At 66.7% G+C, this 24,993-nt stretch carries 23 protein-coding genes; 9 read left to right on the top strand and 14 right to left on the bottom strand.

The window, feature by feature from the left end; all coding sequences use genetic code 11:
* Positions 1-56: 56 nt before the first annotated feature.
* The 4 genes from DIE11_RS01225 to DIE11_RS01210 all read right to left on the bottom strand — a co-directional run bounded on the left by DIE11_RS01225 (position 57) and on the right by DIE11_RS01210 (position 3,209).
* Positions 57-824: an ABC transporter ATP-binding protein gene (locus DIE11_RS01225; RefSeq protein ID WP_059511632.1), complete on the bottom strand. Its 768-nt coding sequence runs from the start codon at positions 822-824 to the stop codon at positions 57-59.
* A gap of 33 nt (positions 825-857) precedes the next feature.
* Positions 858-1,571 carry an ABC transporter permease gene (locus DIE11_RS01220; RefSeq protein ID WP_124620991.1) on the bottom strand — a complete coding sequence of 238 codons (714 nt, stop codon included), beginning with the start codon at positions 1,569-1,571 and terminating at the stop codon, positions 858-860.
* On the bottom strand, positions 1,568-2,257 hold the full coding sequence (locus DIE11_RS01215; protein ID WP_059601448.1) for an ABC transporter permease: 690 nt from the start codon (positions 2,255-2,257) through the stop codon (positions 1,568-1,570). Before DIE11_RS01215 ends, DIE11_RS01220 begins: the two co-directional genes overlap by 4 nt.
* Positions 2,258-2,435: 178 nt before the next feature.
* Positions 2,436-3,209, bottom strand: coding sequence for an ABC transporter substrate-binding protein (locus DIE11_RS01210; RefSeq protein WP_124620989.1), 774 nt, complete (start codon positions 3,207-3,209; stop codon positions 2,436-2,438).
* Positions 3,210-3,704: 495 nt separating this feature from the next.
* Here DIE11_RS01210 and hutC point away from each other — a divergent pair, with 495 nt between their 5' ends.
* Positions 3,705-4,400: a histidine utilization repressor gene (hutC, locus tag DIE11_RS01205; RefSeq protein ID WP_059466626.1), complete on the top strand. Its 696-nt coding sequence runs from the start codon at positions 3,705-3,707 to the stop codon at positions 4,398-4,400.
* A gap of 16 nt (positions 4,401-4,416) precedes the next feature.
* On the opposite strand, the gene DIE11_RS01200 is transcribed toward hutC, so the two are convergent.
* On the bottom strand, positions 4,417-5,658 hold the full coding sequence (locus DIE11_RS01200) for a glycosyltransferase (protein ID WP_124620986.1): 1,242 nt from the start codon (positions 5,656-5,658) through the stop codon (positions 4,417-4,419).
* Between the two features lie 94 nt (positions 5,659-5,752).
* Between DIE11_RS01200 and DIE11_RS01195 the strand changes: the two genes are divergently transcribed.
* Both DIE11_RS01195 and DIE11_RS01190 read left to right on the top strand, forming a co-directional pair.
* On the top strand, positions 5,753-6,373 hold the full coding sequence (locus tag DIE11_RS01195) for a TetR/AcrR family transcriptional regulator (RefSeq protein WP_124620984.1): 621 nt from the start codon (positions 5,753-5,755) through the stop codon (positions 6,371-6,373).
* Positions 6,374-6,749: 376 nt separating this feature from the next.
* Positions 6,750-7,103 carry a hypothetical protein gene (locus DIE11_RS01190; RefSeq protein WP_059601439.1) on the top strand — a complete coding sequence of 118 codons (354 nt, stop codon included), beginning with the start codon at positions 6,750-6,752 and terminating at the stop codon, positions 7,101-7,103.
* A 51-nt stretch (positions 7,104-7,154) separates the two neighbouring features.
* On the opposite strand, the gene DIE11_RS01185 is transcribed toward DIE11_RS01190, so the two are convergent.
* From DIE11_RS01185 to DIE11_RS01170, 4 genes are all read right to left on the bottom strand, one after another.
* Positions 7,155-7,997 carry an alpha/beta fold hydrolase gene (locus DIE11_RS01185; RefSeq protein ID WP_124620982.1) on the bottom strand — a complete coding sequence of 281 codons (843 nt, stop codon included), beginning with the start codon at positions 7,995-7,997 and terminating at the stop codon, positions 7,155-7,157.
* Between the two features lie 112 nt (positions 7,998-8,109).
* A complete protein-coding gene (locus tag DIE11_RS01180; RefSeq protein WP_059601436.1) occupies positions 8,110-9,027 on the bottom strand; it encodes a LysR family transcriptional regulator in 918 nt (305 codons plus the stop codon).
* Positions 9,028-9,267: 240 nt separating this feature from the next.
* The gene (locus DIE11_RS01175; protein WP_006761486.1) at positions 9,268-9,513 is read right to left on the bottom strand and encodes a DUF3717 domain-containing protein; all 246 of its coding nucleotides are present in this window, start codon (positions 9,511-9,513) and stop codon (positions 9,268-9,270) included.
* A 264-nt stretch (positions 9,514-9,777) separates the two neighbouring features.
* On the bottom strand, positions 9,778-11,313 hold the full coding sequence (locus DIE11_RS01170; protein ID WP_059601434.1) for an amino acid permease: 1,536 nt from the start codon (positions 11,311-11,313) through the stop codon (positions 9,778-9,780).
* 597 nt (positions 11,314-11,910) lie between these two features.
* Between DIE11_RS01170 and DIE11_RS01165 the strand changes: the two genes are divergently transcribed.
* The 3 genes from DIE11_RS01165 (at position 11,911) to argG (ending at position 16,332) form a co-directional block, all read left to right on the top strand.
* Positions 11,911-13,443, top strand: a complete 1,533-nt coding sequence (locus tag DIE11_RS01165; RefSeq protein WP_124620981.1) for a diguanylate cyclase — start codon at positions 11,911-11,913, stop codon at positions 13,441-13,443.
* 151 nt (positions 13,444-13,594) lie between these two features.
* Positions 13,595-14,665: an FUSC family protein gene (locus DIE11_RS01160; RefSeq protein ID WP_124620979.1), complete on the top strand. Its 1,071-nt coding sequence runs from the start codon at positions 13,595-13,597 to the stop codon at positions 14,663-14,665.
* Between the two features lie 329 nt (positions 14,666-14,994).
* A complete protein-coding gene (argG, locus tag DIE11_RS01155) occupies positions 14,995-16,332 on the top strand; it encodes an argininosuccinate synthase (RefSeq protein WP_059601426.1) in 1,338 nt (445 codons plus the stop codon).
* A 131-nt stretch (positions 16,333-16,463) separates the two neighbouring features.
* Here argG and DIE11_RS01150 read toward each other — a convergent pair whose 3' ends face one another.
* Positions 16,464-17,264 carry a hypothetical protein gene (locus DIE11_RS01150; RefSeq protein WP_124620977.1) on the bottom strand — a complete coding sequence of 267 codons (801 nt, stop codon included), beginning with the start codon at positions 17,262-17,264 and terminating at the stop codon, positions 16,464-16,466.
* 325 nt (positions 17,265-17,589) lie between these two features.
* Here DIE11_RS01150 and DIE11_RS01145 point away from each other — a divergent pair, with 325 nt between their 5' ends.
* On the top strand, positions 17,590-18,102 hold the full coding sequence (locus DIE11_RS01145; protein WP_124620975.1) for a shikimate kinase: 513 nt from the start codon (positions 17,590-17,592) through the stop codon (positions 18,100-18,102).
* 36 nt (positions 18,103-18,138) lie between these two features.
* Here the strand turns inward: DIE11_RS01145 and DIE11_RS01140 are convergent, their stop codons facing one another.
* From DIE11_RS01140 to DIE11_RS01130, 3 genes are all read right to left on the bottom strand, one after another.
* Positions 18,139-18,504, bottom strand: coding sequence for a nuclear transport factor 2 family protein (locus DIE11_RS01140; protein WP_124620973.1), 366 nt, complete (start codon positions 18,502-18,504; stop codon positions 18,139-18,141).
* Between the two features lie 109 nt (positions 18,505-18,613).
* Positions 18,614-19,924 (bottom strand): MFS transporter, encoded by a 1,311-nt coding sequence (locus tag DIE11_RS01135; protein WP_124620971.1) that lies wholly within the window; start codon positions 19,922-19,924, stop codon positions 18,614-18,616.
* 195 nt (positions 19,925-20,119) lie between these two features.
* Positions 20,120-21,202 carry a tartrate dehydrogenase gene (locus tag DIE11_RS01130; protein WP_124620969.1) on the bottom strand — a complete coding sequence of 361 codons (1,083 nt, stop codon included), beginning with the start codon at positions 21,200-21,202 and terminating at the stop codon, positions 20,120-20,122.
* A gap of 108 nt (positions 21,203-21,310) precedes the next feature.
* Between DIE11_RS01130 and DIE11_RS01125 the strand changes: the two genes are divergently transcribed.
* Together DIE11_RS01125 and DIE11_RS01120 are read left to right on the top strand one after the other, a co-directional pair.
* Positions 21,311-22,219, top strand: a complete 909-nt coding sequence (locus DIE11_RS01125; RefSeq protein WP_124620967.1) for a LysR substrate-binding domain-containing protein — start codon at positions 21,311-21,313, stop codon at positions 22,217-22,219.
* 135 nt (positions 22,220-22,354) lie between these two features.
* Complete coding sequence (locus tag DIE11_RS01120) at positions 22,355-22,981, top strand: LysE family translocator (RefSeq protein ID WP_059531846.1); 627 nt, start codon at positions 22,355-22,357, stop codon at positions 22,979-22,981.
* A gap of 84 nt (positions 22,982-23,065) precedes the next feature.
* On the opposite strand, the gene rtcR is transcribed toward DIE11_RS01120, so the two are convergent.
* Positions 23,066-24,682 (bottom strand): RNA repair transcriptional activator RtcR, encoded by a 1,617-nt coding sequence (rtcR, locus tag DIE11_RS01115; protein ID WP_124620965.1) that lies wholly within the window; start codon positions 24,680-24,682, stop codon positions 23,066-23,068.
* Between the last annotated feature and the right edge of the window lie 311 nt (positions 24,683-24,993).

Genomic DNA, 24,993 nt, shown 5'->3' with positions numbered 1-24,993 from the left:
ATCGAAAGAGTCATCCAGGACAAGCATTTAGCGTTCCAGGCCGCAGCAGCGCCCGCTTACTTGAGCCGCCCCGACAGGAACTGCCCGAGCCGCTCGCTCTTCGGATTGACGAGAATCTCCCGCGGATCGCCCTCTTCCTCGATCTTCCCCTGGTGCAGGAAGATCACGTGGTTCGACACGTTGCGCGCAAAGCCCATCTCGTGCGTGACGACGACCATCGTGCGGCCCTCCTCGGCCAGCTTCTGCATCACCTTCAGCACTTCGCCGACGAGTTCCGGGTCGAGCGCCGACGTGGGTTCGTCGAACAGCATCACCTCCGGTTCCATCGCGAGCGCACGCGCGATCGCGACACGCTGCTGCTGTCCGCCCGACAGGTGCGACGGATACATGCCTTCGACGCGCGGCGCGAGGCCGACCTTCTCCAGATACTTGCGCGCCCGCGCGACGGCCTCTTCCTTGCCGATCCCGAGCACGGCCATCGGCGCCTCGATCACGTTCTCGAGCACCGTCATGTGCGCCCACAGGTTGAAGTGCTGGAACACCATCGACAGCTTCGTGCGCATGCGCTGCAGCTGCTTCTGGTCGGCCACGCGCAGCGAGCCGTTGCGGTCGCGCGTGGTCTCGATCGGCTCGCTGCCGATCGTGATCTGCCCCGAGCACGGCTGCTCGAGGAAGTTGATGCAGCGCAGGAACGTGCTCTTGCCGGAGCCGCTCGAGCCGATGATGCTGATCACGTCGCCGGCCTTCGCCTTCATCGACACGCCCTTCAACACCTCGTTGTCGCCGAATTTCTTGTGCAGGTTGTCAACGGTGAGCTTGTACATGCTTGGTCCTTCCTTGCGAATCTTGCGAATGCGTTAATGGCCGCGCGGCGACAGGTACGCGAGCCAGCGCGTCTCGAGCTTGCGGAACGCCCAGATGAGCGCGAACACGACGATGGCGTACAGCACGGCCGCGATGCCATAGGCCTGGAACGACATGTACGTGGCGGAGTTGACATCGCGCGTGACCTTCAGGATGTCGGGCACGGTCGCGGTGAACGCGAGCGTCGTCGCGTGCAGCATCAGGATCACTTCGTTGCTGTAGCTCGGCAGCGAACGGCGCAGCGCGGACGGCAGGATGATGCGCGTATAGAGCTTGAAGCGCGACATCCCGTAAGCCATCCCGGCCTCGATCTCGCCGGCCGACGTCGCCTTGATCGCGCCCGCGAAGATCTCGGTCGCATACGCGCATTCGTTCAACACGAACGCGAGCAGCGTGCAGTTCATCGCGTTGCGGAAGAACGTGTCGAGCAGCACGTGGTTGTGCACGACCTGCAGGCTGTAGATGCCGGTGTAGCACATCAGCAGCTGCACGTAGAGCGGCGTGCCGCGGAACACGTACGTATAGAGCAACACCGGGCCGGAAATCCAGCGGTTCGACGACGCGCGCGCGATCGCGAGCGGCACGGCCAGCGCGAAGCCGAGCGCAATCGACACGACCAGCAGCCACAGCGTGATCGCCAGGCCGCTGAAGCGGTAGCCGTCGGTGTAGAGATAGCTTTGCCAGTACTGGCTGATGAGTTCGATCACAGTGCAAGCCTCCGGACGCCCACGGAATAACGCTTCTCGAGGTGGTGCAGCACGACGTTCGACACCGTCGTGATCGCGAGGTAGATCGCACCCGCCGCGAGCGTGAAGAAGAAGAAGTCGAGCGTGCTCTTGCCGGCGTCCTGCGACGCCTTCACGACATCGGCGAGGCCGATGATCGACACGAGCGCGGTGGCCTTCACGAGCACCTGCCAGTTGTTGCCGATGCCCGGCAGCGCGAAGCGCATCATTTGCGGGAACATGATCCGGTGGAACACGCGCCAGCCGCTCATCCCGTATGCGAAGCCGGCTTCGAGCTGGCCGCGCGGCACCGCGAGGAACGCGCCGCGGAACGTTTCGGTGAAGTACGCGCCGTAGATGAAGCCGAGCGTCACGACGCCGGCCACGAACGGATCGATGTCGATCTGGTCCCAGCCGAGCAGGTCGGTCGCGTCGTTCAGCAGGATCTGGATCCCGTAGAACAGCAGCAGCATCAGCACGAGATCGGGCACCGCACGGATCAGCGTCGTATAGAACGTGCCGACCGACCTGAGCACGCGGTTGGTCGACAGTTTCGCGCCCGCGCCCGCGAGGCCCAGTATGAGCGACGCGGCGAGCGACAGCACCGCGAGCTTCACGGTCTCGACCGTGCCGGCCCACAACAGCGGGCCAAATCCTTGGAAGATCATGTTTGGGATCCAGAACGATGTGGCTGGATTGTCAATAGCCATTACCCGCGCATCAAACGATATCTGCGCATTACCTGATGTCGTCCGCTCATCAAGCCGGACGCGTCATGCGAAGCAAGCGGCACCCGGGAACCGACACGACACGGCGCGCCGCAGCGGAGGCACGCCGCATCGACGGTCAGCCGCCGTAGACGTCGAATGCGAAGTACTTCTTCTCGAGCTTCTTGTACGTGCCGTCCTTGATCATGTTGGCGATCGCGTGGTCGATTTTCGCCTTCAGGTCGGCGTCGTCCTTGCGCAGCCCGATGCCGGCGCCGTTGCCGAGCGTCTTCGGATCGTCGATGTCCTTGCCGGCGAATTCGAAGTTCGCGCCGCGCGGCGTCTTCAGGAAACCGAGGTCGGCCTGCACCGCGTCCTGCAGCGCGGCGTCGAGGCGCCCGGACATCAGGTCCTGGTACACGCCGTCCTGGTTCTGGTAAGGCACGACCTGCACGCCCTTCGGCGCCCAGTAGGCCTTCGCGTAGGTTTCCTGGATCGTGCCCTGCTCGACGCCGACAGACTTGCCCTTCAGCGATTCGGCCGTCGGCTGCAGGTTCGCGCCTTTCTTCGCGACCAGGCGCGTCGGTGTGTTGAACAGCTTGTCGGAGAACGCGATCTGCTCGGCGCGCGCCGGCGTCATCGACATCGACGACAGCACGCCGTCGAACTTCTTCGCCTTCAGCGCCGGGATCATCCCGTCGAAGTCGTTCTCGATCCACACGCATTTCGCCTTCAGCCGTGCGCAGATCTCGTTGCCGAGATCGACGTCGAAGCCGACGACCTTGCCGCTTGCGTCCTTCGATTCGAACGGCGGATAGCTGGCGTCGACACCAAACCGGATCGTCGACCAATCCTTGGCGTGGGCACCGACCGCGAGGCAGGCAAGGGCAATACTGAGCGCGAGTTTCTTCATGGCGTTCCTGTCATAGGCGAACTGGGCACGGGTCCGGTCGGGCGTCGCCGCCGCGAACCGTTCCAACCCGGAAGCCACCCGTCCGGTGACTCCCGAAGTTGTACATACAACTTTGCCTTTTTCAGGTCACCGCCAGCAATCCGTGTTTATCTCTAATTGTCGGTGGATTGTTTCCATGAGCGAATTTCCCTTATATTTCAATTCGCTACAGATTACATGCAGATGAAATCCAGCTTTCTGTGTGGCTTCGGCACGTCGTCGTCGCGTCTGTATTTGTCTATACTTTTCCGCCTGTCGCGCTCGCCGACGCGATGGCCGCGGTCCGTGCGGCCCCGGCGGGCCCCCGATGGGCGCTCCGGATGCAGGCCGGAATAACCCGAATCCCGGGCCCACAGTCAGGCCCGCACCGCGTCGAACCCGGTACACTCCGCCCGAACACCGCACGAAGGCCGGCCCGCGACGGCACGCGGCCGCCGTCTCTTGAACAGCAATGCAATGACCACACCGATCTATCAGGAAATCAAGGACTTCATCCTCGCGCGCATTCATGCGGGCGAGTGGGCGGAAGGCGACCAGGTGCCGTCGGAGAACGAGCTCGCGCGCGAATTCAACGTCGCGCGGATGACGGTCAACCGCGCGCTGCGCGAGCTGACGGCCGAACAGGTGCTCACGCGCACGCGCGGCTCGGGCACGTATGTCGCGTCGCCGAAATACGAATCGACACTGGTCGCGATCCGCAGCATCTCGGATGAAGTCGCCGCGCGCGGCCATGCGTATCGTGCGCAGGTGCTGGAGGTCGGCGCGGCCGTCGCCGACGCGAAGCTCGCCGACGAGTTGCAGCTCGACACCGGCAGCCCGATCTTCCATTCGCGCGTGCTGCACTTCGAGAACGACACGCCCGTGCAGCTCGAGGAGCGCTGGGTCAACCCGGCCTGCGCACCCGAATACGCGCTGCAGGACTTCACGACGACGACGCCGAACCAGTACCTGACGCGCGTCGCGCCGCTGCAGCGGGTCGAATACCGGATCGAGGCTGCGATGCCCGATGCGGCAACGCGCCGGCACCTGACGACGGACGAACGCGAGCCGTGCCTGCTGCTGCATCGGCGCACGTGGTCGCAAGGGATGGTCGCGTCGGTGGCCAATCTGTGGCATCCGGGCAGTCGCTACCGGTTCACCGGGCATTTCTGACGCGGGGCGGACGCGTTCAGCGCACGCCGGGGCGCCCCCAGCGCTCGATCGCGCCGACCGCCAGCCCCACCCCGTCCTCCCGCGCGATCCGCGCACCGAGTTCGGCGGCACGCGCTTGCGTGTCGGCTCGTGCAGCGAACGCGATCGCGCGTGCAAGCGCCGCGGCGTCCACACGCCGCCCCGCCACCGGCGCATCGGCCACACCGGCGCGTTGCAGCCGGCTCGCCCAGAAGAACTGATCGCCCGCGAACGGCACGACGACCGACGGAATGCCCGCCCGCGCGGCCGAATGCGTGGTACCCGATCCGCCGTGATGGATCGCCATCGATACATGCGGAAACAACCGGTCGTGCGGCGTCTCGCCGATCACGCACACATGCGCCGGCAGCATCGACACATCGATGCCGCTCCAGCCCGGATAAAACAACGCGCGCCGGCCGTCGAGCGCCTGCAACAGCGCGTCGACCATCGCGGCCCGGTCGAACCCGGCCATGCTGCCGAAGCCGATATACACGGGCGGATCGCCCGCGTCGAGAAAGCTCGACAGCGCGGGCGGCGGCGTCCACGCAGGCGCGTCGACGCGCCATTGACCGCATGCCAGCACATGCGACGGCCAGTCGGCCGGATCGGCGAGCAGCGCGGGCGACACGCCGTACAGCATCGGATGATCGGTCCATACGGCCCGGCGCGGCGGCAGTCCGCACACGCTGGCGCGCGCCGCATTGGTCGCCCGCCTGAACGCGTGCCACAGCAGCGCGTTCACGAACCGGTGGCTCGCGCGATTCAACCAGCGCGGCACCTTGCCGGGTGGCAGAAACGGCGACGCGAACGTCGCGGTCGGCGTGATCGGGATCATCCCCGTACCGATCGCCGGCACGCCGCGATACTCGGCAACCGATAGCCCGACGAACGACGCCAGCCCCGACACCAGGATCGCATCGCAACCGGCCGATGCGGCCGCGACTTCGCGCATCCATGCCGCCGTGTTCGCATTCGCGATCGCCGCGAGCGCCTTCGACGTGTCGTTGAAACCGCCGCGCCCGCGTACCGCTTCGGACAACGCACCATCCGGCGCGATCGCCCCGCGGATGTCGCCGGACAGCGGCTCGCAAGGCACGCCGAGCGCGGCGGCCGAACCGAGCGTCGCGACGTCGGCCAGCAACCGGACCTCATGGCCGGCATCCAGCAGCGCGCGGCCGAGCGCCGCGAGCGGGCGCGTGTCGCCTTCGGTGCCGTAAGTGGCGATGACGAGCTTCATGCGTGGCTCCTCCTGCATGATGCAGGCGAGTGGATTCATAAAAATGCACGTCGTATACTAATGCAATTCGTGCACTTTCAGTCGATACCGAACCATGCCAACGACGACCGACGATCCGGGCCGCCGCGCACGCAAGCGCATCCAGATGCTCGCGCATCTCGCCGACACCGGCGCACGCCTGTTCGATGCGCACGGCTACGACGCAGTGACGATGGAACAGATCGCCGCGCAGGCCGATGTCGCGAAACGTACGCTGTACAACCACTTTCCGACGAAGGAGGCCGTGCTCGCGCACTGGCTCGAAGGCGAACTCGCGCGCGACCTCGCGCTCCTGCAGCGCGACGTCGCGCGACGGAAGACCTTCGCGTCGCGGATCGCCTGCGTGCTCGACGCGTCGGCCGCATGGTGCGAACAGCATCCGGTGTATCTGCTCGCATACCTGCGGCATCGGTTCCTGAGCATCGGCGTGGCGCAAGCGGAAAGCGGCGAGGATGGCGGCGGCGACATCGCGCTCGTGTGGCAGCAACTGATCGCGGCCGGACAGCAGGCGGGCGAACTGAACCCCGCGCTGGCGGCCGACCAGCTCGCCACGTGGTTCCATCACCTGTATCTCGCGGCGATGCTGCGCTGGCTGACCGTGCCGGGGTTGTCGCTGAAGCGGGAATTCCGGTCGGTCGCGAAGCTGTTCGTCGAAGGCGCGCACGCGAAAGCGTGAGCGCCCGCGCAGGCGACGCACGGTCGGGAAGGTGCGTCCGCATCGAACGTGCACCGCGCTCACGCCATTCGCGCGCACGTCGAGCGCACTGCGCGCCGGCCGGCGATCCGGAACGCCATCGGGAACGGCAGGTGCCCGGCACTGCCGGCGACACGCAGCCGGCGGACACACCGCGCACCGCGAGCGGCGACCGTTGAAGGCATCGCGTGATGCGGAGGGATTTTTACAACGATCGCACGGACGGGATGCCAAATTTCCCGCGCAGCAGTATGCTGGTGCCGTACGACCGCGCACGATGCCTCGGGCAATCCCTTAGTCCGCACGTCGTCGCGCCGCCGTCGCGACCGCAATCATGCGTTGCAAGGAGGGCTTCTTGATGGCTACCACGCATCCGCACTTCCACCTCGAACTACGGCACGCCACCGCGCCGACGTATTTCATCAGCTACCTGTTTCCCGCCTTGCTGTTCGTCTACGAACTGCTGCGCGTCGGCCAATGGATCCGCGATCACGGGATGCAATTCGCCGTGTTCAAGCAGATGGGTTACGAGTATCTGCTGATGCTGCTGTTCGTCGGGCTGCAGATCGTCGTCGAGGCGGTCTTCCTGCTCGGTGCCGCGATGCGCCGTGACAATCGCGACTTCGAACACCGGCTGCCGAACGTGGTGCTCGGCATCGGCTGCTCGATCGCGATTCTCGCCGTCGACCTCGCAATCCAGCTGTCGTTCTGAGCACCGGCGGGCCGAGCCCGCCGGTTGCAACGCACGCCCGCGCCCGGGCGTTCAGGCGAGCGCGTCGCGCAGGAACGTCGCCACGGCCGCGAGTACGTCGTCGGTCCGCTCGCGATGCGGCATGTGTCCGCATCCGTCGAGCAGCAGGAACGACGACGGCCCCGCGACGCGCGCGGCGATCCGTTTCGGATGCACGTCCGACCCGTATTCGTCCTGCTCGCCGTGAATCGCGAGTGTCGCGCAACGCACGCGCGGCAGTTCGTCGTCGAGACTCCAGTCGCGAAACGCCGGCGACAACCACGTGTCGACCCACGCACGCAGCACCCATTCGGCCTTGTCGCCGTGATAACGCGCGAGCCGGTCGAGCTGGCCGGGCGCGTCGAACTGCTGCCCCGCCTCGCGAATGCCGTCGCGCGTGCGATCCTCGACGAACGCCTGCGCGGAGACCGTCACCAGTGCGCGACAACGTGCCGGATACGCGGCCGCGCATCCGACCGCCATGCCGCCGCCGACGCTGTGCCCGAACGCCACGAACGCATCGATGCCGAACCGCTCGAGCAGCGCATGGAATCCGTGATCGGCCTCGTCGCGCACGAACGTCATGCCGAGTTGCCCCCGATGACGATCGGACCGCCCGAAGCCCAGCCGGTCGTATGCGATCACGTCGCGCCGGGCGGCGCGTGCGAGTTGCGCGGGGAAGTCGCGCCATAGTTCGACGCAGCCGAGCGAATCGTGCAGCAGCACGATCGGTGCGACCGGCGCAGGTGCGGCCTGCTCAGGTGCGACCGGCGTAGGTGCGGCCGGTGCCCGCGCGGGCACGCCGCGCCAGCGCTTCGCGAAGAGACGCCCTTGCGGCGTCTCGACCCAGGTCTCCTCGGTCACGATTTCAGTCATGTGTGTCGTCGTCTGCATGAAGGCGGCCGCACGCGGGCGAGCCGCATCGAATGCCGACGATGGTGGCCCGGCGACCCACGCGGCGTCAAGCAAGGCCCCACCGCCCGCACGCTCATTCGGGCTGCGGCGGCAGATACTCCATCTGCGCTTCGTCGTACAGCCGGTAGATCAGCGCCTGCATCGCGCGGATGTCCTCCGATTCGTCGAGCATCCGCATGCTCATGATGATCGGCGACACGAGGTTCGGATCGTCGAGCGGCTTGTAGCTGATATCGTCGCGCTTCAGGCCGTACACGCTGTGCGGCACGACCGACACGCCCTCGCCCATCGCGACGAGTCCGAGCGCGATCTGCAGTTCGCGCGTCTCGTAGATCTTGCGCGGCTGCAACGCGCGATCGTGAAAGGCGGCGAGCACCTGGTCCGCATAGCTGGGCCGCGGCGCCTTCGGGAAGATGATCAGCGTGTCGTTCACGAGATCGTGCAGCGACAGCACGGGCTTCGCGCCGTCGAGCACGTGACCGACCGGCAGCGCGACGATCATCCGCTCCTCGCGCAGCACGACGCGCCGCACGCTCGGATCCTCGTGACGGATGCGCCCGAACCCGACGTCGATGCGCCCTTCCTTCAGCGCCTTGATCTGGTCCATCGTCGACATCTCGTGCAGGCTCAGCTCGACGGCCGGATACTCGCTGCGAAAGCGCCGGATGATCTTCGGCAGCATCCCGTACAGCGTCGAACCGACGAACCCGACCGACATGCTGCGCTCGATCTTGCCGACCCGCTTCGTCATCGATTCGAGCTCGGTCGTCTGCGCGAGCAGCTGCACCGCGTGCGAATAGAAGAACCGCCCCGCGTCGGTCAGCTTCAGCGGCCGCGCGTTGCGCTCGAACAGCGGCACGCCGAGCGCCTCCTCGAGCTGCTGGATCTGCCGGCTGAGCGGCGGCTGCGCGATGTGCAGGCGCTCGGCCGCACGCGTGAAATTCCGCTCCTCGGCAACCGCGACGAAGTAGCGGAGATGTCTCAACTCCATTTTTCGATCCCTCCCGGACCGGCAACTGACGTTCATTCGGCCCCGCGCAGACGCGTGCCGCACCGGTCGTCCCGTGATCGCCCGATCCCGATGCCATGACGATACCTCAGCCCGCGCCGAAACCGGCGCGAGCAGCGTCGTGCCGCCCTCGCGTCCGGCACCGCGCAAAGCAAAACGGGAAGCCGCCAGGCTTCCCGTTTCTTCATCGACGCCGCGTCGCGGCAGCGTCTCGACCGCGCATCACGCCTCGGTCGCGTACAGCGCATCGCGCTGCGCGTCGCTCAACGAGTCGAGCGGCACGTCCGGCAGCCGATAGCAGATCATCGCGCCGTACAGCTCGGCCAGGCAGTTGCTGCCGGCGTCTAGCGCGTAGCCGTCCTCGCCGTCCGGCGCCGGCGGATACACTTCGCGCCACGCGTTGATCGCGGCTTCGATTCGCACGATGGAAACGGGTCCGGCCTTCCGCTCGGCGGGTGATGCACTCATGGATTCCTCTGGGTTGCGCGCTCCGCGGGCCGTGCCGGCGCGGCGGAACGATGGAAACGCCGGGCGCCGCCGGCCGCCGCGAGAGGCACGCGCCGGATGCCCGATCCGCGCCGCGCTCGTCGCGCCGGCCGGGCCGTGTGGCCCGGTAGGGTCGGGCAATATAACCGGCTTTGACCCCGTGCAGGGGAAAGCGGACAAAAAAAACGGGAAGCGTGCGGCTTCCCGTTTCGTTGCGCCATCGCGCGGCCGCGTGCCGCGCCGGCATCAGCCCGCGGTTTCGCGGTTCTCCACGCGCTGCAGCTGCGCGCCGCGGCTCGCGGCGACCCACGGTGCGATCTCCATGTCCTCGTAACGCACGAAGCGGCTCTTGTTCAGGAGCCGGTAGCCGAGCCACACGACGAGGAACAGCGGAATGCCGACGTAGGTCGCGGCCACACCCGCCCAGTCGATCCGGTTCGCGAGAAACGCCTGATAGTCCTGGCCGAGCGCGATCACGAGACACAGCACGAACGCGAACAGCGGGCCGAACGGGAACCACTTCGACTGGTACGGCAGCTGGTCGACCGCGTAGCCTTGCGTCACGTAGCCCTTGCGGAACCGGTAGTGGCTGATCGCGATGCCGAGCCACGCGATGAAACCCGTCATCCCCGACGTGTTCAGCAGCCACAGGTACACCGTCTTGTCGCCGTACAGCGACGTAAAGAAACACAGCGCGCCGACGGCGGTCGTCGCGTACAGCGCGTTGCGCGGCACGCCGCCCGGCGACAGCTTCGCGAACAGCTTCGGCGCGCGGCCTTCCGTCGCGAGGTTGTAGAGCATCCGCGTCGACGCGTACATGCCCGAGTTGCCGGCCGACAGCACGGCCGTCAGGATCACCGCGTTCATCACGCCGGCCGCGAACGCGAGGCCCGCGTGGCGGAACACCAGCGTAAACGGACTCACGCCGATGTCGGTCACGTCGCTCTTCAGCAGGTTCGGATCGGTATAGGGAATCAGCACGCCGATCACGAAGATCGCCAGCACGTAGAACAGCAGGATGCGCCAGAACACCTGACGCACGGCGCGCGGGATCGTCGTGCGCGGGTTCTCCGATTCGCCGGCCGCGACGCCGATCAGCTCGGTGCCCTGGAACGAGAAGCCCGCGATCATCGCGACGCCCATCAGCGCCGGCAGGCCGCCCGCGAACGGCGCGTCGCCGATCGTCAGGTTGCCCCAGCCGTTGCCCGGCGCGCCTTTCAGAATGCCGAAGATCATCAGCAGGCCGACGCCGATGAACGCAACCACGGTGACGACCTTGATCAGCGCGAACCAGTATTCGGCTTCGCCGAAGCCGCGCACGGTCAGCGCATTGAGCAGGAACATCACGCCGAGGAACGCGGCACTCCACCAGACGCCCGGCACGTCCGGGAACCAGTAGTGCATCACGAGCTGCGCGGCGACGAGTTCGACCGCGATCGTCACGGCCCAGTTGTACCAGTAGTTCCAGCCGAGCGCGAAGCCGAAGCCTTCGTCGACGTATTTCGCGCCGTAGGTCGCGAACGAGCCCGACACCGGCATGAACGCAGCCATTTCGCCGAGGCTCGTCATCAGGAAGTAGACCATCAGGCCGATCAGCATGTACGCGACCATCGCGCCGCCAGGGCCGGCCTGCGAGATCGACGCGCCGGACGCGACGAACAGGCCCGTGCCGATCGAGCCGCCGATGGCGATCATCGTCAGATGGCGCGCCTTCAGCGCGCGATGAAGCTTGGGTGGGTTCGCGGACGAACCGGGTTGGTCGGAATTCGGAATTGCGGACATAAACGAGACGAACGTTGAGCGGGCCGGCATCCGGAGCCGGCGCATGCGGGATCGGGGCGCGGCGCGCCGCCTGCTGCGATGCATTCGATGCGGCCCCGATACGCGTTGCGCGCCGGGCGCCTGCGGCGAAGCGCGGATTCTACCTGATTCGCCACGAGGGCAGCTGAGCGCCGAACGCCCCGCCGCCGCATGCAGACGCAGCAGAATCAACAAGTTGGACACGGCGGGGCGACGAGACGGCGGCACGGCTGCGGGTTGCGCGGTACAGGTCATGCCATTCGAGTAGTCATCCGCGATGGCGAACCGTGCAAGGCGTAATCGTCCCGGCGCAATCGCCCGATCCTGTATTAAAACGACAAATCGATCCGCAAGCGCCGCCAATAATCAGACAAAATACCGGCCACTCACAATTGATTCAAATCAAACCGACACCCGGCTCACAGTAATGGCGCGTAATCGTTCCGAATCGCGATCGGCGCATGCATGTTTTGCATCGCGCGGCGAAATTCCGGGATTCGCGAGATAATGCCGGTTAATGCGAATTAATCACTGCGCGGAATCGTCTACGACGCAAGTTCCCGCCGCCCACCCCCGAGGATGAAGCCACACACGCCGCTCGCCACGGCGCGCCGTCATACCGCGTCGGCCGTGGCACGCATTCTGTCGCCCCGCGGCGTACTCGTCGCGGGCATCATGCTGCTCCTGTTCAGCTGGGGACTCTCGACGTCGCTTTTAATCGAGGCACGCCACGACGCATACGATCATGCGGTCGAAAATGCGCGCAACCTGATGCTGCTGATCGAGCGCGATATTTCCCGCAATATCGAACTGTATGATCTGTCGCTGCAAAACGTCGTCGACGGCCTCGCCGATCCGGAACTGATGGCTTTGCCGCCGCACCAGCGTCACCGGCTGCTGTTCGACCGCGCCGCGAGCGGCGCGTATCTCGGCGCCATTTTCGTGATGGATCCGCACGGCAATATCGTGATCGATTCGGCCGAATCGCCCCCGCGACAAGGCAATTTCGCCGACCGCGAATATTTCGCCGTGCATCGCGACCGGCTCGCGCAGGGCCTCTTCATCAGCCGGCCCTATGCGTCCCGGCTGCGCGGCGGCGCATTGACGATCGCGCTCAGCCGACGGATCACGCTGGCCGATGGCCGCTTCGGAGGGATCGTCGTCGGCACGCTCAGCATCGACTACTTCCGCGCGCTGCTCGACGGTCTCGCGGTCGGCAAGCACGGCAGCGCGGCGATCGTCGAGGACAACGGCGCGCTCGTGTCCCGCCTGCCGTTCGATGCGCGCGTGGTCGGCCTCGACCTTCACAACGCCCCGCTCTTCATCGAGGCGCAGCGCAGCAGCGAAGGCGCGTTGACGGGCGTCGGCGCGATCGACGGCGTGCGGCGCATCTATGTTTACAAGCATCTCGCGAATCTGCCGCTGGTCGTCGACGTCGCGCCCGCCGAGATCGACATCTACGCGTCGTGGCGCCATCGCACGATCTGGACCGCCGTGCTGATGGCCCTGTTTACCGTGTTCATCGCGTGGGGCTCGCTCGCGCTGTCGCGCGAACTCAAGCGCCGGCAGATCGCCGAGTCGAAGCTGTACCGGCTCGCGCACACCGATTCACTGACCGGGCTCGACAACCGCGGCACGTTCGACACGGTGCTCGCGAAGGAAGCGCTGCGCGCGTCGCGCAGCGGCCGCCCGCTGTCGGTGCTGTTCGTCGACGTCGATCACTTCAAGGCGTTCAACGACTACTACGGCCACCTCGCCGGCGACGATGTGCTGCGCCGCGTCGCGCAATCGGCGTCGCGCTGCCTGCGCCGCGACAGCGACCACGTCGCGCGCTACGGCGGCGAGGAATTCGTCGTCACGCTGCCGGACACCGATGCGCGGGGCGCGGCGACCGTCGCCGAAGGGATCCGCCGCGCGATCGCCGGGCTCGACATCGCGCACGGCCGCAGCCCGTACGGCCACGTGACGGCGAGCATCGGCGCCGCGACCGCCGCCGGCGGGCGCATCGACGCCGCGACGCTGCTGCGGCAGGCCGACGAGGCGCTGTACCGCGCGAAGTCCGGCGGACGCAATCGCGTATCGAACGCCGAGGCGAACACCGCCGACGCGTAACGCGGCGGCCAGCGGCGCCCGCACCGCGTCGCCGTGGACAGCCCGCGCGCGTTCGGCTAGCGTTACGTCAGCTGCGCGTGCGGCGCGGCGCCGGCCCGCGCGGGCCGCCCGCGCGTATTCCGGCCACCCCGCCGGCCATCTCCGCTCCGTCATGAACGCCCAGCTTCCTGCCCGACTGCCGCCGCTCCTGCGCCACGCCCTCCGTCCCCTGCTGGACCCTTACCGCCGCTACCGGCACGCGAAGCTGATCCATGCGGCGCGCGTCGCGCTCGCGATCCTCGTGTCGATCGCCTTGTCCACCGGGCTGCGCGTGCCGCACGGCGAATGGTCGACGATCACCGTGCTGATCGTCGTCGGCGGGCTGCAGCACCACGGGAACATCCGCAAGAAGGCGGCCGAGCGCGCGCTCGGCACGTCGATCGGCGCGCTCGCGGGGCTCGGGTTGATCCTGCTCTACTCCGTGCTGCACGCGCCGTTCGCGATCTACTTGCTGATGGCGATCGCGTGCGGATTGTGCGCGTATCACGCGATCGGCAAGGCCGGCTACATCGCGCTGCTGTCGGCGATCACGATGGTGATCGTCGCCGGGCATGGCGACAACGAGATCGTCGACGGCCTGTGGCGCGCGGTAAACGTCCTGACCGGCATCGCGATCGCGCTGGCGTTCTCGTTCGCGCTGCCGCTCTACGCGACCTACTCGTGGCGCTACAAGCTCGCCGACGCGCTGCGCGCGTGCGCGGCCGTGCATACGCGGCTCGCGGGCGACCGCCGCGTGAGCGACGACGCGCACCTGAAGGAAATGGCCGCGCTGAGCGCGCTGCTGGTGCAGCTGCGTTCGCTGATGCCGTCGGTGTCGAAGGAATGCGAGATCTCGGTCACGCACCTCGAAGCGATCCAGCGCAGCCTGCGCCTGTGCATCGGCTACCTGGAGATCCTGTCGAGCACGGTGCCGGCCCGCGACGACGTGACTGCCCGCGAATACATGCGCTACGAAATGAAGGCCGTGAACCGGCGCATCCGCGACACGCTCGTCGGCGCGAGCCGCGCGCTCAAGGTCGGCACGCCGAGCCGGCTCGCGGCGCGCCGCCGGCCGGCCGAGCCGCCGCACGACGTGCCTCCGCCGCAGTTGTCGGGCTACGTGTCGATCACGGCCAAGCTGGCCGGCGAAGTGGATCAGTTGCGTGAGAAACTGCTCGATACCGCGCAGGCGTGGAATATCTGAAGGTCGCGGGACGCCGGGCTTCACGCCAAAATCTTTCATAATCCTTTCGGTGCGGCGGGCTCGCATCCCGACGGCGGCTGCCCCGCCCTTCAGCCGATCCGGCCCCGGAAGCGCGGCCCGCGACGGCGCTCGGCCGCGACCGTTTCGGCCGCCGCTCGGCGCCGGTTTGCGCGGCGTTCTCCGCCTGATTCGCCGCCCGCCTGGCCCGCCGCGACAGGCCCGACAACGTATTGGCGCGAAAATCAGGTCTTGCCCCAACTTCCCGGACAGCCGATACTCGCATATTCCGCGAAATACGATCCCACCGGCTTCAATCCACGGTAATTCCTATGAGCACGATTCTCGAAAGCCTCCCGACCGGCCAGAAGGTCGGTATCGCCTTCTCCGGCGGCCTGGACACCAGCGCCGCGCTGCACTGGATGAAACTGAAGGGCGCCGTCCCGTACGCATATACGGCGAACCTCGGCCAGCCCGACGAAGACGATTACGACGCGATCCCGAAACGCGCGATCGAATACGGCGCAGCCGGCGCCCGCCTGATCGACTGCCGTGCGCAGCTCGTCGCCGAAGGCATTGCCGCGCTGCAAAGCGGCGCGTTCCACATCACGACGGCCGGCGTCACGTACTTCAACACGACGCCGATCGGCCGCGCCGTGACGGGCACGATGCTCGTCGCCGCGATGAAGGAAGACGGCGTCAACATCTGGGGTGACGGCAGCACGTACAAGGGCAACGACATCGAGCGCTTCTACCGCTACGGCCTGCTCGTGAACCCGGATCTGAAGATCTACAAGCCGTGGCTCGACCAGACGTTCATCGACGAACTCGGCGGCCGCGCCGAAATGTCCGAATTCATGAACCAGGCCGGCTTCGCGTACAAGATGTCGGCCGAGAAGGCGTATTCGACCGACTCGAACCTGCTCGGCGCGACGCACGAGGCGAAGGATCTGGAAAGCCTCGAGAGCGGCATCAAGATCGTGAACCCGATCATGGGTGTCGCGTTCTGGCGCGACGACGTGAAGATCGCCGCCGAGGAAGTGACGGTGCGCTTCGAAGCAGGCCAGCCGGTCGCGCTGAACGGCGTCGAGTTCAAGGACCCGGTCGAACTGCTGCTGGAAGCGAACCGCATCGGCGGCCGCCACGGCCTCGGCATGAGCGACCAGATCGAGAACCGCATCATCGAGGCGAAGAGCCGCGGCATCTATGAAGCCCCGGGCCTCGCGCTGCTGTACATCGCGTACGAGCGTCTCGTCACCGGCATCCACAACGAAGACACGATCGAGCAGTATCGCGAGAACGGCCGCCGTCTCGGCCGCCTGCTGTACCAGGGCCGCTGGTTCGACCCGCAGGCGATCATGCTGCGCGAAACGGCGCAGCGCTGGGTCGCGCGCGCGATCACCGGCGAAGTGAAGATCGAACTGCGCCGCGGCAACGACTACTCGATCCTGAGCACGAAGTCGCCGAACCTCACGTATCAGCCGGAACGCCTGTCGATGGAGAAGGTGGCGTCGACGTTCTCGCCGCGCGACCGGATCGGCCAGCTGACGATGCGCAACCTCGACATCACCGATACGCGCGACAAGCTGCGCGTTTATACGCAGGTCGGTTTGCTCACGCCGGGTGAATCGTCGGCGTTGCCGCAGATCAAGGGCGATAGCGGCGAGTAAGCAAGCCGTTTTCGCGAGCGGCCGGGCGGCGTAAGAACCGCCCGGCCGCATGCAGCACTCCCCTCCCGCCTTTCTTCAGGCACTGCCGGATTCGGAACGCGCATCACGACGATCCTGCAGTCGCATCAGGATCATTTCGATGCCGTGGCCGTCCCGGTCGCAGTCGCAGTCGTCGCAACCGCAGTCGTCGTCGCAGCCGCAGCCGCCGGCGTGCGTGCCAGATCCTGACCGATCGTGTCCGCGACCGACTTCTCGCACGACTTGATCCCTTCCACCGACTTGTCGAAATTCTTCTCGAGATCGCTGAAGCTGCCGTACGTATAGGCGAAATCGCTGTCGATGTGGACGCTGTTCGACTTGATGTCGTAGCCGCACGCGAACGTCTTGAAATAGATGTCCTGCTTCGTCTTCGCGTCGAGAATGCGCGCGCGGACGACCACCCACGGAATGTAATCGGGCTGGTTGGGCGGCGAGATATAGCCGAACGACGTGAACCATACGTTCATGATGGCATCCGCGTCGGTCTGGATCGCGGAGTAGTCGTCCGACTTGCCGTCGTCGGCGAGCTTCGCTTTCTGACCGTCCAGCTTCACGACCTGATAGCCGTTGCTGGTAAGGCGGCCCGTGACGCCGTCCACGATGTCCGGCGCGAACACGATCTTGCCGGCCGCCACGTGATCCGTATAGGTGCTCGTATGGCTCGCGTTGACGGCGCTTTGCGCGAGCGCGCCGATCAGGCCGAACCCGCCCGCCGCGCCGCCGATATTGACGACCGCGACACGCTTCGGCTCGTTGACTTCGAGGATCGCGATCGAATGCAGCTTCTGACGTGCTTCGGGCTTCATGTCGGTGTTCGGCAACGTGACGCAGCCGGACAGCAGCGTCACGAGCAGGCCGCAACCGAACAGGGTGGCTTTGGATGAGTTCTTCATGCAGTGAGTGGCTTTTTGTTGTTGACGGAACGTTTTCGCCGAGCCGTCGCACGTGGCGCGTGAAGGTGCTGCGCGCGAGTCGGCCGTATGCTTATTGTTTGATGACCTGACCGTAGGCGTCGAAGCTGTAATCGGACGCGCGCAGCGCCGCCCGGCAATTGTCGTGCGGCTCGAGTGATACGTTGGTGAGCTACCGAGAAAGGGTAACGGCGGGGGTCAAGGTTTCTTTAGGGCGCTTCGTCGAATAATTTTTCTAATCGCTTCGGCATTACAAACAGATTGCATGTCGAGGCACAATGCAGGCGTTCCGATCCAGCACGCCTTCATGATTCCTCGAGCAAACCCGCCTCTCACCGTCATTCACCTGAACGGCCCGATCAACAGCGGCAAGACGACGATCGGTCGCGCGCTCGCCCGCGTGCTGCCGGATGCGCGCTTCATCGACGGCGACGATCACGCTGCCCCCGAAGACGCACCGTTCGAAGTGCAGTGGGCGATCGCGCTGGAGCGCCTCGTCACGCAGATCGCGCAGGCCGGAGAACGTCATCTGGTGATCGCCTATCCGATCGGCGAAGCCGAATTCGCACGGCTGCGCGCGGCCTGCGATGCGCGCGATGCACGGTTGATCGTCGTCACGCTCGCGCCGCCCGAGGCGATCGCGGCGTCGGATCGCGGCACGCGGGTGCTGACGGAATGGGAGCGGCAACGTATCGCCGAGATGTATCGGGAAGGGTATGCGGCGCGCGCATTCAGCGATTGCGTGATCGATACGTCGAAGGCATCGGTGAATGCATGCGCGCGAGAGATTGCGCAACGCGTCCGCGCGTCGCACGCATAGCGGCAACGCCCCGGCGAACGATTCGCGACCACCGCCTCACGCCGCGTAGTGGGCGAATGCCTCGTTCACGCGATTGCCGGCTCCGAAGCGGAACACCTCGACCGCGCCGCGTCCGTTTGCGCCGCGATAGTGAATGGCGACGCTGTCCACGCCCGCCAGCACCGCAATGAACTCGAAACGCAGGTCCGGAATGAGTTGCAGCGCCTTCGCCCAGTACACGCGCACAGCCGCCTTGCCATGCAGGCATCCGCTCGGCTCGCCCGCGATCCGCACGATCATCGGCGAATGCATGACGAAGGCGTCATCGTAGTGCGACAGGATGCGGTCGAGATCGTGCGCGTTCCATGCGTCGATCCATTCCTGCGCGAAGTGCCGCGCGAATGCGTCGGTGATGGGTTCCATGCGGCTCGTCGTCTCCATATCGGGCGCGGCGTGAATGCCGGCCCGTGTGCCCGAGTGTATCAGCGGCCGCACGGCTTTCGCGCACTCGCCGCGGCTCGCATGCGCGCGCTCAATGATGCTGCCGCACCCCCGACACAACCTGCTCGCGCGCCCCCTTGCGACTCAGCAGCAGCGTGACGACCGCCGACACCGCGAGCGTGCCCGCCACCAGGTACAGCCCGGCCGCATACCCGCCCGTCAACTGCTTGAGCCAGCCGATCGCGAATGGCCCGACGAACCCGCCGAGGTTGCCGATCGAGTTGATCATCGCGATCCCCGCGGCCGCGCCGGCGCCTGACAGGAACGCGCTCGGCATCGCCCACAGCGGCGCCTTCGCGGCGCTGATCCCGATGTTGACGACGACCAGCGCGAGCACGGTCAGGAGCGCGGTGTTCGCCTGACCCGCGAACACGAAGCCGATACAGGCAAGCACGCACGGAATCACGACGTGCCAGGTGCGCTCGCCGGTGCGATCCGAATGTCGTGCCCATCCGATCATCGCGACGACCGCGGCAATGCTCGGGATGCCGGTCAGCAAGCCCGTCTGCAACGCGGTGAAGCCGAACTGCTTGACCATCAGCGGCGCCCACAGGCCGAGCGTATAGAGGCCCGCCGACGTGCCGAAGTAGATCAGCGCGAGCGCCAGCACGCGCGGGTCGCGCAGCGCCTGCCACGCGCCGGCCGTGTGTCCGGCATGCGTGTGCCGCGCGTCGGCCTCGGACTTCAGCTTCGCGATCAGCCAGTCGCGCTCGTCCGGCTGCAGCCACGCGGCCTTCGACGGCGCATCGGTCAGGCACTTCAGCACGACGAAGCCGAGCGCGACCGCGGGCAGCGCCTCGACGATGTAGAGCATCTGCCAGTCGGCGAGGCCGAACATCGGTGGCATCTGCATGATCGCGCCCGACAGCGGCGAGCCGATCGCGGTCGAGATCGGCGCGGCCGCCATGAACCACGCGGCGGCCACTGCGCGCTGCTTCGCGGGAAACCACAGGCTCAGGTACAGGATGATGCCGGGAAAGAAACCGGCTTCCGCAACGCCGAGCAGGAAGCGCAGCACGTAGAAGCTCGTCGGCCCGGCCGCGAACGCGGACACCGCCGACACGATGCCCCACGTGATCATCACGCGCGCGATCCAGATGCGGGCGCCGACACGATGGAGAATCAGGTTGCTCGGCACTTCGAAGAGAAAGTAGCCGATGAAGAACAGGCCGCCGCCGAGTCCGAACGCAGTCGGCGACAGGCCGATCGCCTTGTTCATCGTCATCGCCGCGAAGCCGACGTTGACGCGATCGAGAAAGCTGACGAAGTAAAGCAGCATCACGAACGGAATGATGCGCCACATCAGTTTCCGCGCGACGCGGGTTTCCAGATCCGCTTGCATGTGTCTCCTCCTTCGAGGTCGGGCCGCGCGCTGTCCGCACGAGCCCCGTGGGTGCTTGCCGGCGTCACGACGAATCGTGTGCGCCGGCGCCCGGCTCACGTCGAATGCGCGAGTCGCGGGCAGGAAAATCCGGTGAGCGGCGAACGGAAGGCAGCCGGCTGCGCACGCGCGCTGCCGGCGCAGTCCGTGCTGCCGTCAGGCTGCGACCACCGCGTGCGCGACGCGCTCGCAGACGGCCGCCGTCACCTGCGCGGTCGTCGCGCTGCCGCCGAGATCGCGCGTATGCAGCGACGGATCGGCCGTCACCGCCTCGATCGCCTGCATCACGCGCGCCGCGGCTTCCGTTTCGCCGAGATGCTCGAGCAGCATCACGACCGACCAGAACGTGCCGACCGGATTCGCGAGGCCCTTGCCCATGATGTCGAACGCGGAGCCGTGGATCGGCTCGAACATCGACGGATAGCGACGCTCGGGATCGATGTTGCCGGTCGGCGCGATGCCGAGGCTCCCGGCCAGCGCGGCGGCGAGATCGCTGAGGATGTCGGCGTGCAGGTTGGTCGCGACGATCGTGTCGAGCGACGCCGGGCGGTTCACCATGCGCGCGGTCGCGGCATCGACGAGTTCCTTGTCCCACGTGACGTCGGGGAATTCCTGCGCGACCTGCTTCGCGATCTCGTCCCACATCACCATCGCGTGACGCTGCGCGTTGCTCTTCGTGATGACGGTCAGCAGCTTGCGCGGACGCGACTGCGCAAGCCGGAATGCGAAGCGCATGATGCGTTCGACGCCGGCACGCGTGAGGATCGACACGTCGGTCGCGGCCTCGATCGGATGCCCCTGATGCACGCGGCCGCCGACGCCCGCGTATTCGCCTTCCGAGTTCTCGCGCACGATCACCCAGTTCAGGTCGTCCGGCCCGCAGCGCTTCAGCGGCGCATCGATGCCGGGCAGGATGCGCGTCGGGCGCACGTTCGCGTACTGGTCGAAGCCCTGGCAGATCTTCAGGCGCAGGCCCCACAGCGTCACGTGATCGGGCACGTCGGGGTCGCCCGCCGAGCCGAACAGGATCGCGTCCTTGCCGCGCAGCGCATCGAGGCCGTCGGCCGGCATCATCACGCCGTGCCGGCGGTAGTAATCGGCGCCCCAGTCGAAATCCTCGAACTCGAACGCAAAGCGGTCGCTGCCGCGAGCCAGCGCTTCCAGCACCTGCTTGCCGGCCGGCACCACTTCCTTGCCGATGCCGTCGCCGGGAATGGTCGCGATACGGTAGGTCTTCATGCCAACATCCTCGATTGATCGTGAGCGTGAACGCACTTTACCCAACTGGAAGTGCGTGAACCGGTGCTAGACTCAAAGCATCTTTAACTTCAATTCACGAATCCCGTCATGACGGATACCGTCCAGCCGGCCGATCTCGCCTTCTTCTCGACGCTGGCCGCGTCGGGCAGCCTGAGCGCGGCCGCGCGCGAACTCGGATTGACGGCGGCCGCCGTCAGCAAGCGGCTCACGCAGATGGAACGGCGCGCGGGCGTGACGCTCGTCAACCGCACGACGCGGCGCATGATGCTGACCCCCGAGGGCGACGTGTATCTCGACTACGCGCGCCGGATCCTCGATCAGATGGACGAGCTGGGCGAACTGCTCGGCAGCGCGAAGCAGCGGCCGAAGGGGCTGCTGCGCGTGAACGCGACGCTCGGCTTCGGACGCAGCCACGTCGGCCCGGCGATCTCGCGCTTCGTCGCGCGCTATCCGGAGGTGTCGGTGCAGCTGCAGTTGTCGGTGATGCCGCCGCCGCTCACCGACGACGCGTTCGACGTGTGCATCCGGTTCGGCGAGCCGCCCGATACGCGCGTCGTCGCGCGGCGGCTCGCGCCGAACCGGCGGCTGCTGTGCGCGGCGCCCGCGTACATCGCGCGACACGGGACACCGGGCACGCCGCACGAGCTGACGCGGCACAACTGCATCGGCATCCGGCAGGGCGACGAAGGCTACGGGGTCTGGCGGCTGACGAGCGGACGCGGCGCGGCGCGCAACACGGAAGCCGTGCGGATCAACGGCAACCTGACGACGAACGACGGCGAGATCGCGGTGAAGTGGGCGCTCGACGGACACGGGATCCTGATGCGCGCCGAGTGGGATATCCGCGACTATCTGGCCGACGGGCGTCTCGTCGTCGTGCTGCCGGACTACGAGACCCCGAGCGCGGATATTTATGCGGTGTATGCGCAGCGGCATCAGATGTCCGCGCGGATACGGGCCTTTGTGGATTTTCTGGCGGAGGAGCTTGGCGGGTGACGGGTGACGGGCGGTGGGCGGAGCGGGCATGGGTGCCGGAAACGCTGATATTCTGGCGAATCGACCACTGAATGATCGGGAAATTTGCGCCGCCGCATCATCCCTCGCCGCTGCGCCAACCTTGCCGGAGCCGCCATGTTCGACCTGACCACGCTGACCACCTTCACCGCCGTCGTACTGGGTCTGTTCCTGATTCCCGGCCCCGCCGTGCTGCTCGTGCTGAGCCGCACCGTGCAGGGCGGCCGCAAGACCGGCATCCTGACCGGGCTCGGCGTCGCGAGCGGCGACTTCGTGCATACGCTGTTCGCGGCGGTCGGGCTGTCGGCGCTGCTGATGACGTCGGCGCTCGCGTTCAACGTCGTGAAGCTGGTCGGCGCCGCGTACCTGATCTACCTCGGCGTGCGCGCGCTGCTCGACAGGCCGTCCGATCCGTCGCTGCCGAAGGTGTCGCCCGTCACGCCGCTGAAGGCGTACCTGCAGGCGATTCCCGCCGAAGTCCTGAACCCGAAGACCGCGCTGTTCTTCCTCGCGTTCATGCCGCAGTTCGTGCATCCGGAACGCGGCTCGACGTTCGTGCAGTTCGCGGTGCTCGGGCTGATCTTCGTCGTGCTCAGCTCGCTCTACACGACGCTGATCGCGTGCTCGATCCGCCCGCTCGGCCGCCTCGTGAAGCGGCTTGCGTGGCTCACGCGCTGGCAGGGGAAGATCATCGGCTCGATCTTCATCGCGCTCGGGCTGCGCGTCGCGGTTCAGCAGCGCTGACGTGCGCGCCGGCGCGGCCGGCTGGCTCGCGTGCGATCTCGACGGCCTGCCGCGCGTGAGCGGTTGAATGCGGCGCCCGCCTGACTACCTCGCGCCCAGCGCGTCCCGCACGCCGTCCCAATCGAGCCCGAACCGCGCCAGATACTTGCGCAACCGGTCCGCGTCGTTCGGCTGCTTCTTGTTCTGCCGCGACACCGCGAACAGCGCGCGGCCGGCCTCCGACAAGCTCGCCGATGCACGGCACACGTCGAGCACGCGTTCGAGCTGCGCGCGGTCGAACAGGTCGAGTTCCGCCGCACGCGCGCCGAATACCGCGTAGACGCATCCGTCCGACGCACTTGCGCCGCCCGGCTGCGACCACGTGCGCGTCAGTCGCTCGACCTCCTGCTCGGCAATCGTCTCGGTAATCCGCCCCGCATCGGCGAGCGTCGCCATCCGCGTGACCGATGCGGACAACTCGCGGAAGTTGCCGGCCCATGCCGCGCGCGGCGATGCCGCGAACGCGAGATAGCGCCGCTTCGCTTCCACGTTGAACCGCACCTGCTCGCCCTGCTCGCGGCCGAAGCGATCGAGCTCGAATTCGAGGTTCGGCTCGATGTCCTCGCGCCGTTGCGCCAACCCCGGCAAGTCGTACGTCCACAGATTGATCCGCGCATACAGATCCTCGCGGAACGTGCCGGCCGCCACCATCTGCCGCAAATCGCGGTGCGTGCCGGCGATCAGCTCGAAATCGCTGGCCACCTCGACGTCCGCGCCGACCGGCAGGAAGCGCTTCTCCTCGATCGCCTTCAGCAGCATCGCCTGCTCGTCGAGCCCGAGTTCGCCGATTTCGTCGAGAAACAGCAGGCCGCCGTCCGCCGCGCGCAGCAAGCCCGCACGTGCGGACTGCGCGCCGGTGAACGCGCCCTTCACGTGACCGAACAGCGTCGACATCGCCGCGTCGCCGCGCAGCGTCGCGCAGTTGATCTCGATGAACGGCCCCGCGAGCCGATGGCGGCCGCGCTTCAGTTCGTACACGCGTTTCGCGAGAAACGACTTGCCGGCACCCGTCGGACCGACGAGCAGCATCGGCGCGCGTGAGCGCACGGCCACGCGCTCCAGTTGCTCGATCAGCGCGTTGAAGCGCGCGTTGCGCGTCGCGATGCCCGCTTTCAGGAACGACACCGTCTCGTCGCGCTCGCGCGTGAAGCGCTGTGCGATGCGGTTGTAGCGCGACAGGTCGAGATCGATCACCGACACCGTGCCCGGCCCGCTCGGCCCCTCGTCGGTCTGCTTCGGCGGCCCCGTCTGCACGAGGCGCGCGGGCAGGTAGCGCGCTTCCGCCAGCAGGAACCAGCAGATCTGCGCGACGTGCGTGCCGGTCGTGATGTGCACCAGGTAGTCCTCGCGGTCGAGGTCGAACGGATAGGCGCGCGCAAAGTCGTGCAGCGTCGCGTAGACCTCCTCGAAATCCCACGGGTCGTGGATCGTGACCGGCGTGAGCCGCACCTCGGTATGCGGCGACAGGTTCGCAAGATCGTCGCGCACCTGATTGGCGAGGCGCGCGTAGCCAGGCGGATGCAGCAACTCGAGTCGGTCGATCGCGAAGTCCGGCTGCATGCAGAGCGACACCGTCGGCCGCCACTTGCGGTAGCGGCGCGGCGCACGGCCGCCCTGGTCGAGCACGGTGCCGAGAAAGCCGATGGCGACGGTCTTGCGCATGTTTATCTCATGGGATAAAAAACGATCCGATTGTATCGGAACTCAGCGGCGACGCGATACGGCGGCCTTCCCTCCGCAATCATCGGAAATCATGAATTGTCCTTTCTCTTCAAAGGCTTGATCGCCTTCCCCGCGGCCTGCCCCGCCCGCTGGCACGCTCCTCGCTAAATAGAAGACGCCGGATGTCCCGCTGGCCCGCGAGCCAGGGTTCACAAAGCCCTGCTGGTGCGCCGCCGCCGAACCTGGTTCGTCGCGGCAGCGCATGCCGCCATGGACAGATGAAGGCAAAGGGGCGCGCGAGGCAGCCTTGT

It is taken from the genome of Burkholderia sp. Bp9012, assembly GCF_003853825.1.
GTDB classification, from domain to species: Bacteria; Pseudomonadota; Gammaproteobacteria; order Burkholderiales; family Burkholderiaceae; genus Burkholderia; species Burkholderia diffusa.
This window is presented reverse-complemented; position numbering and strand designations above follow the sequence as displayed.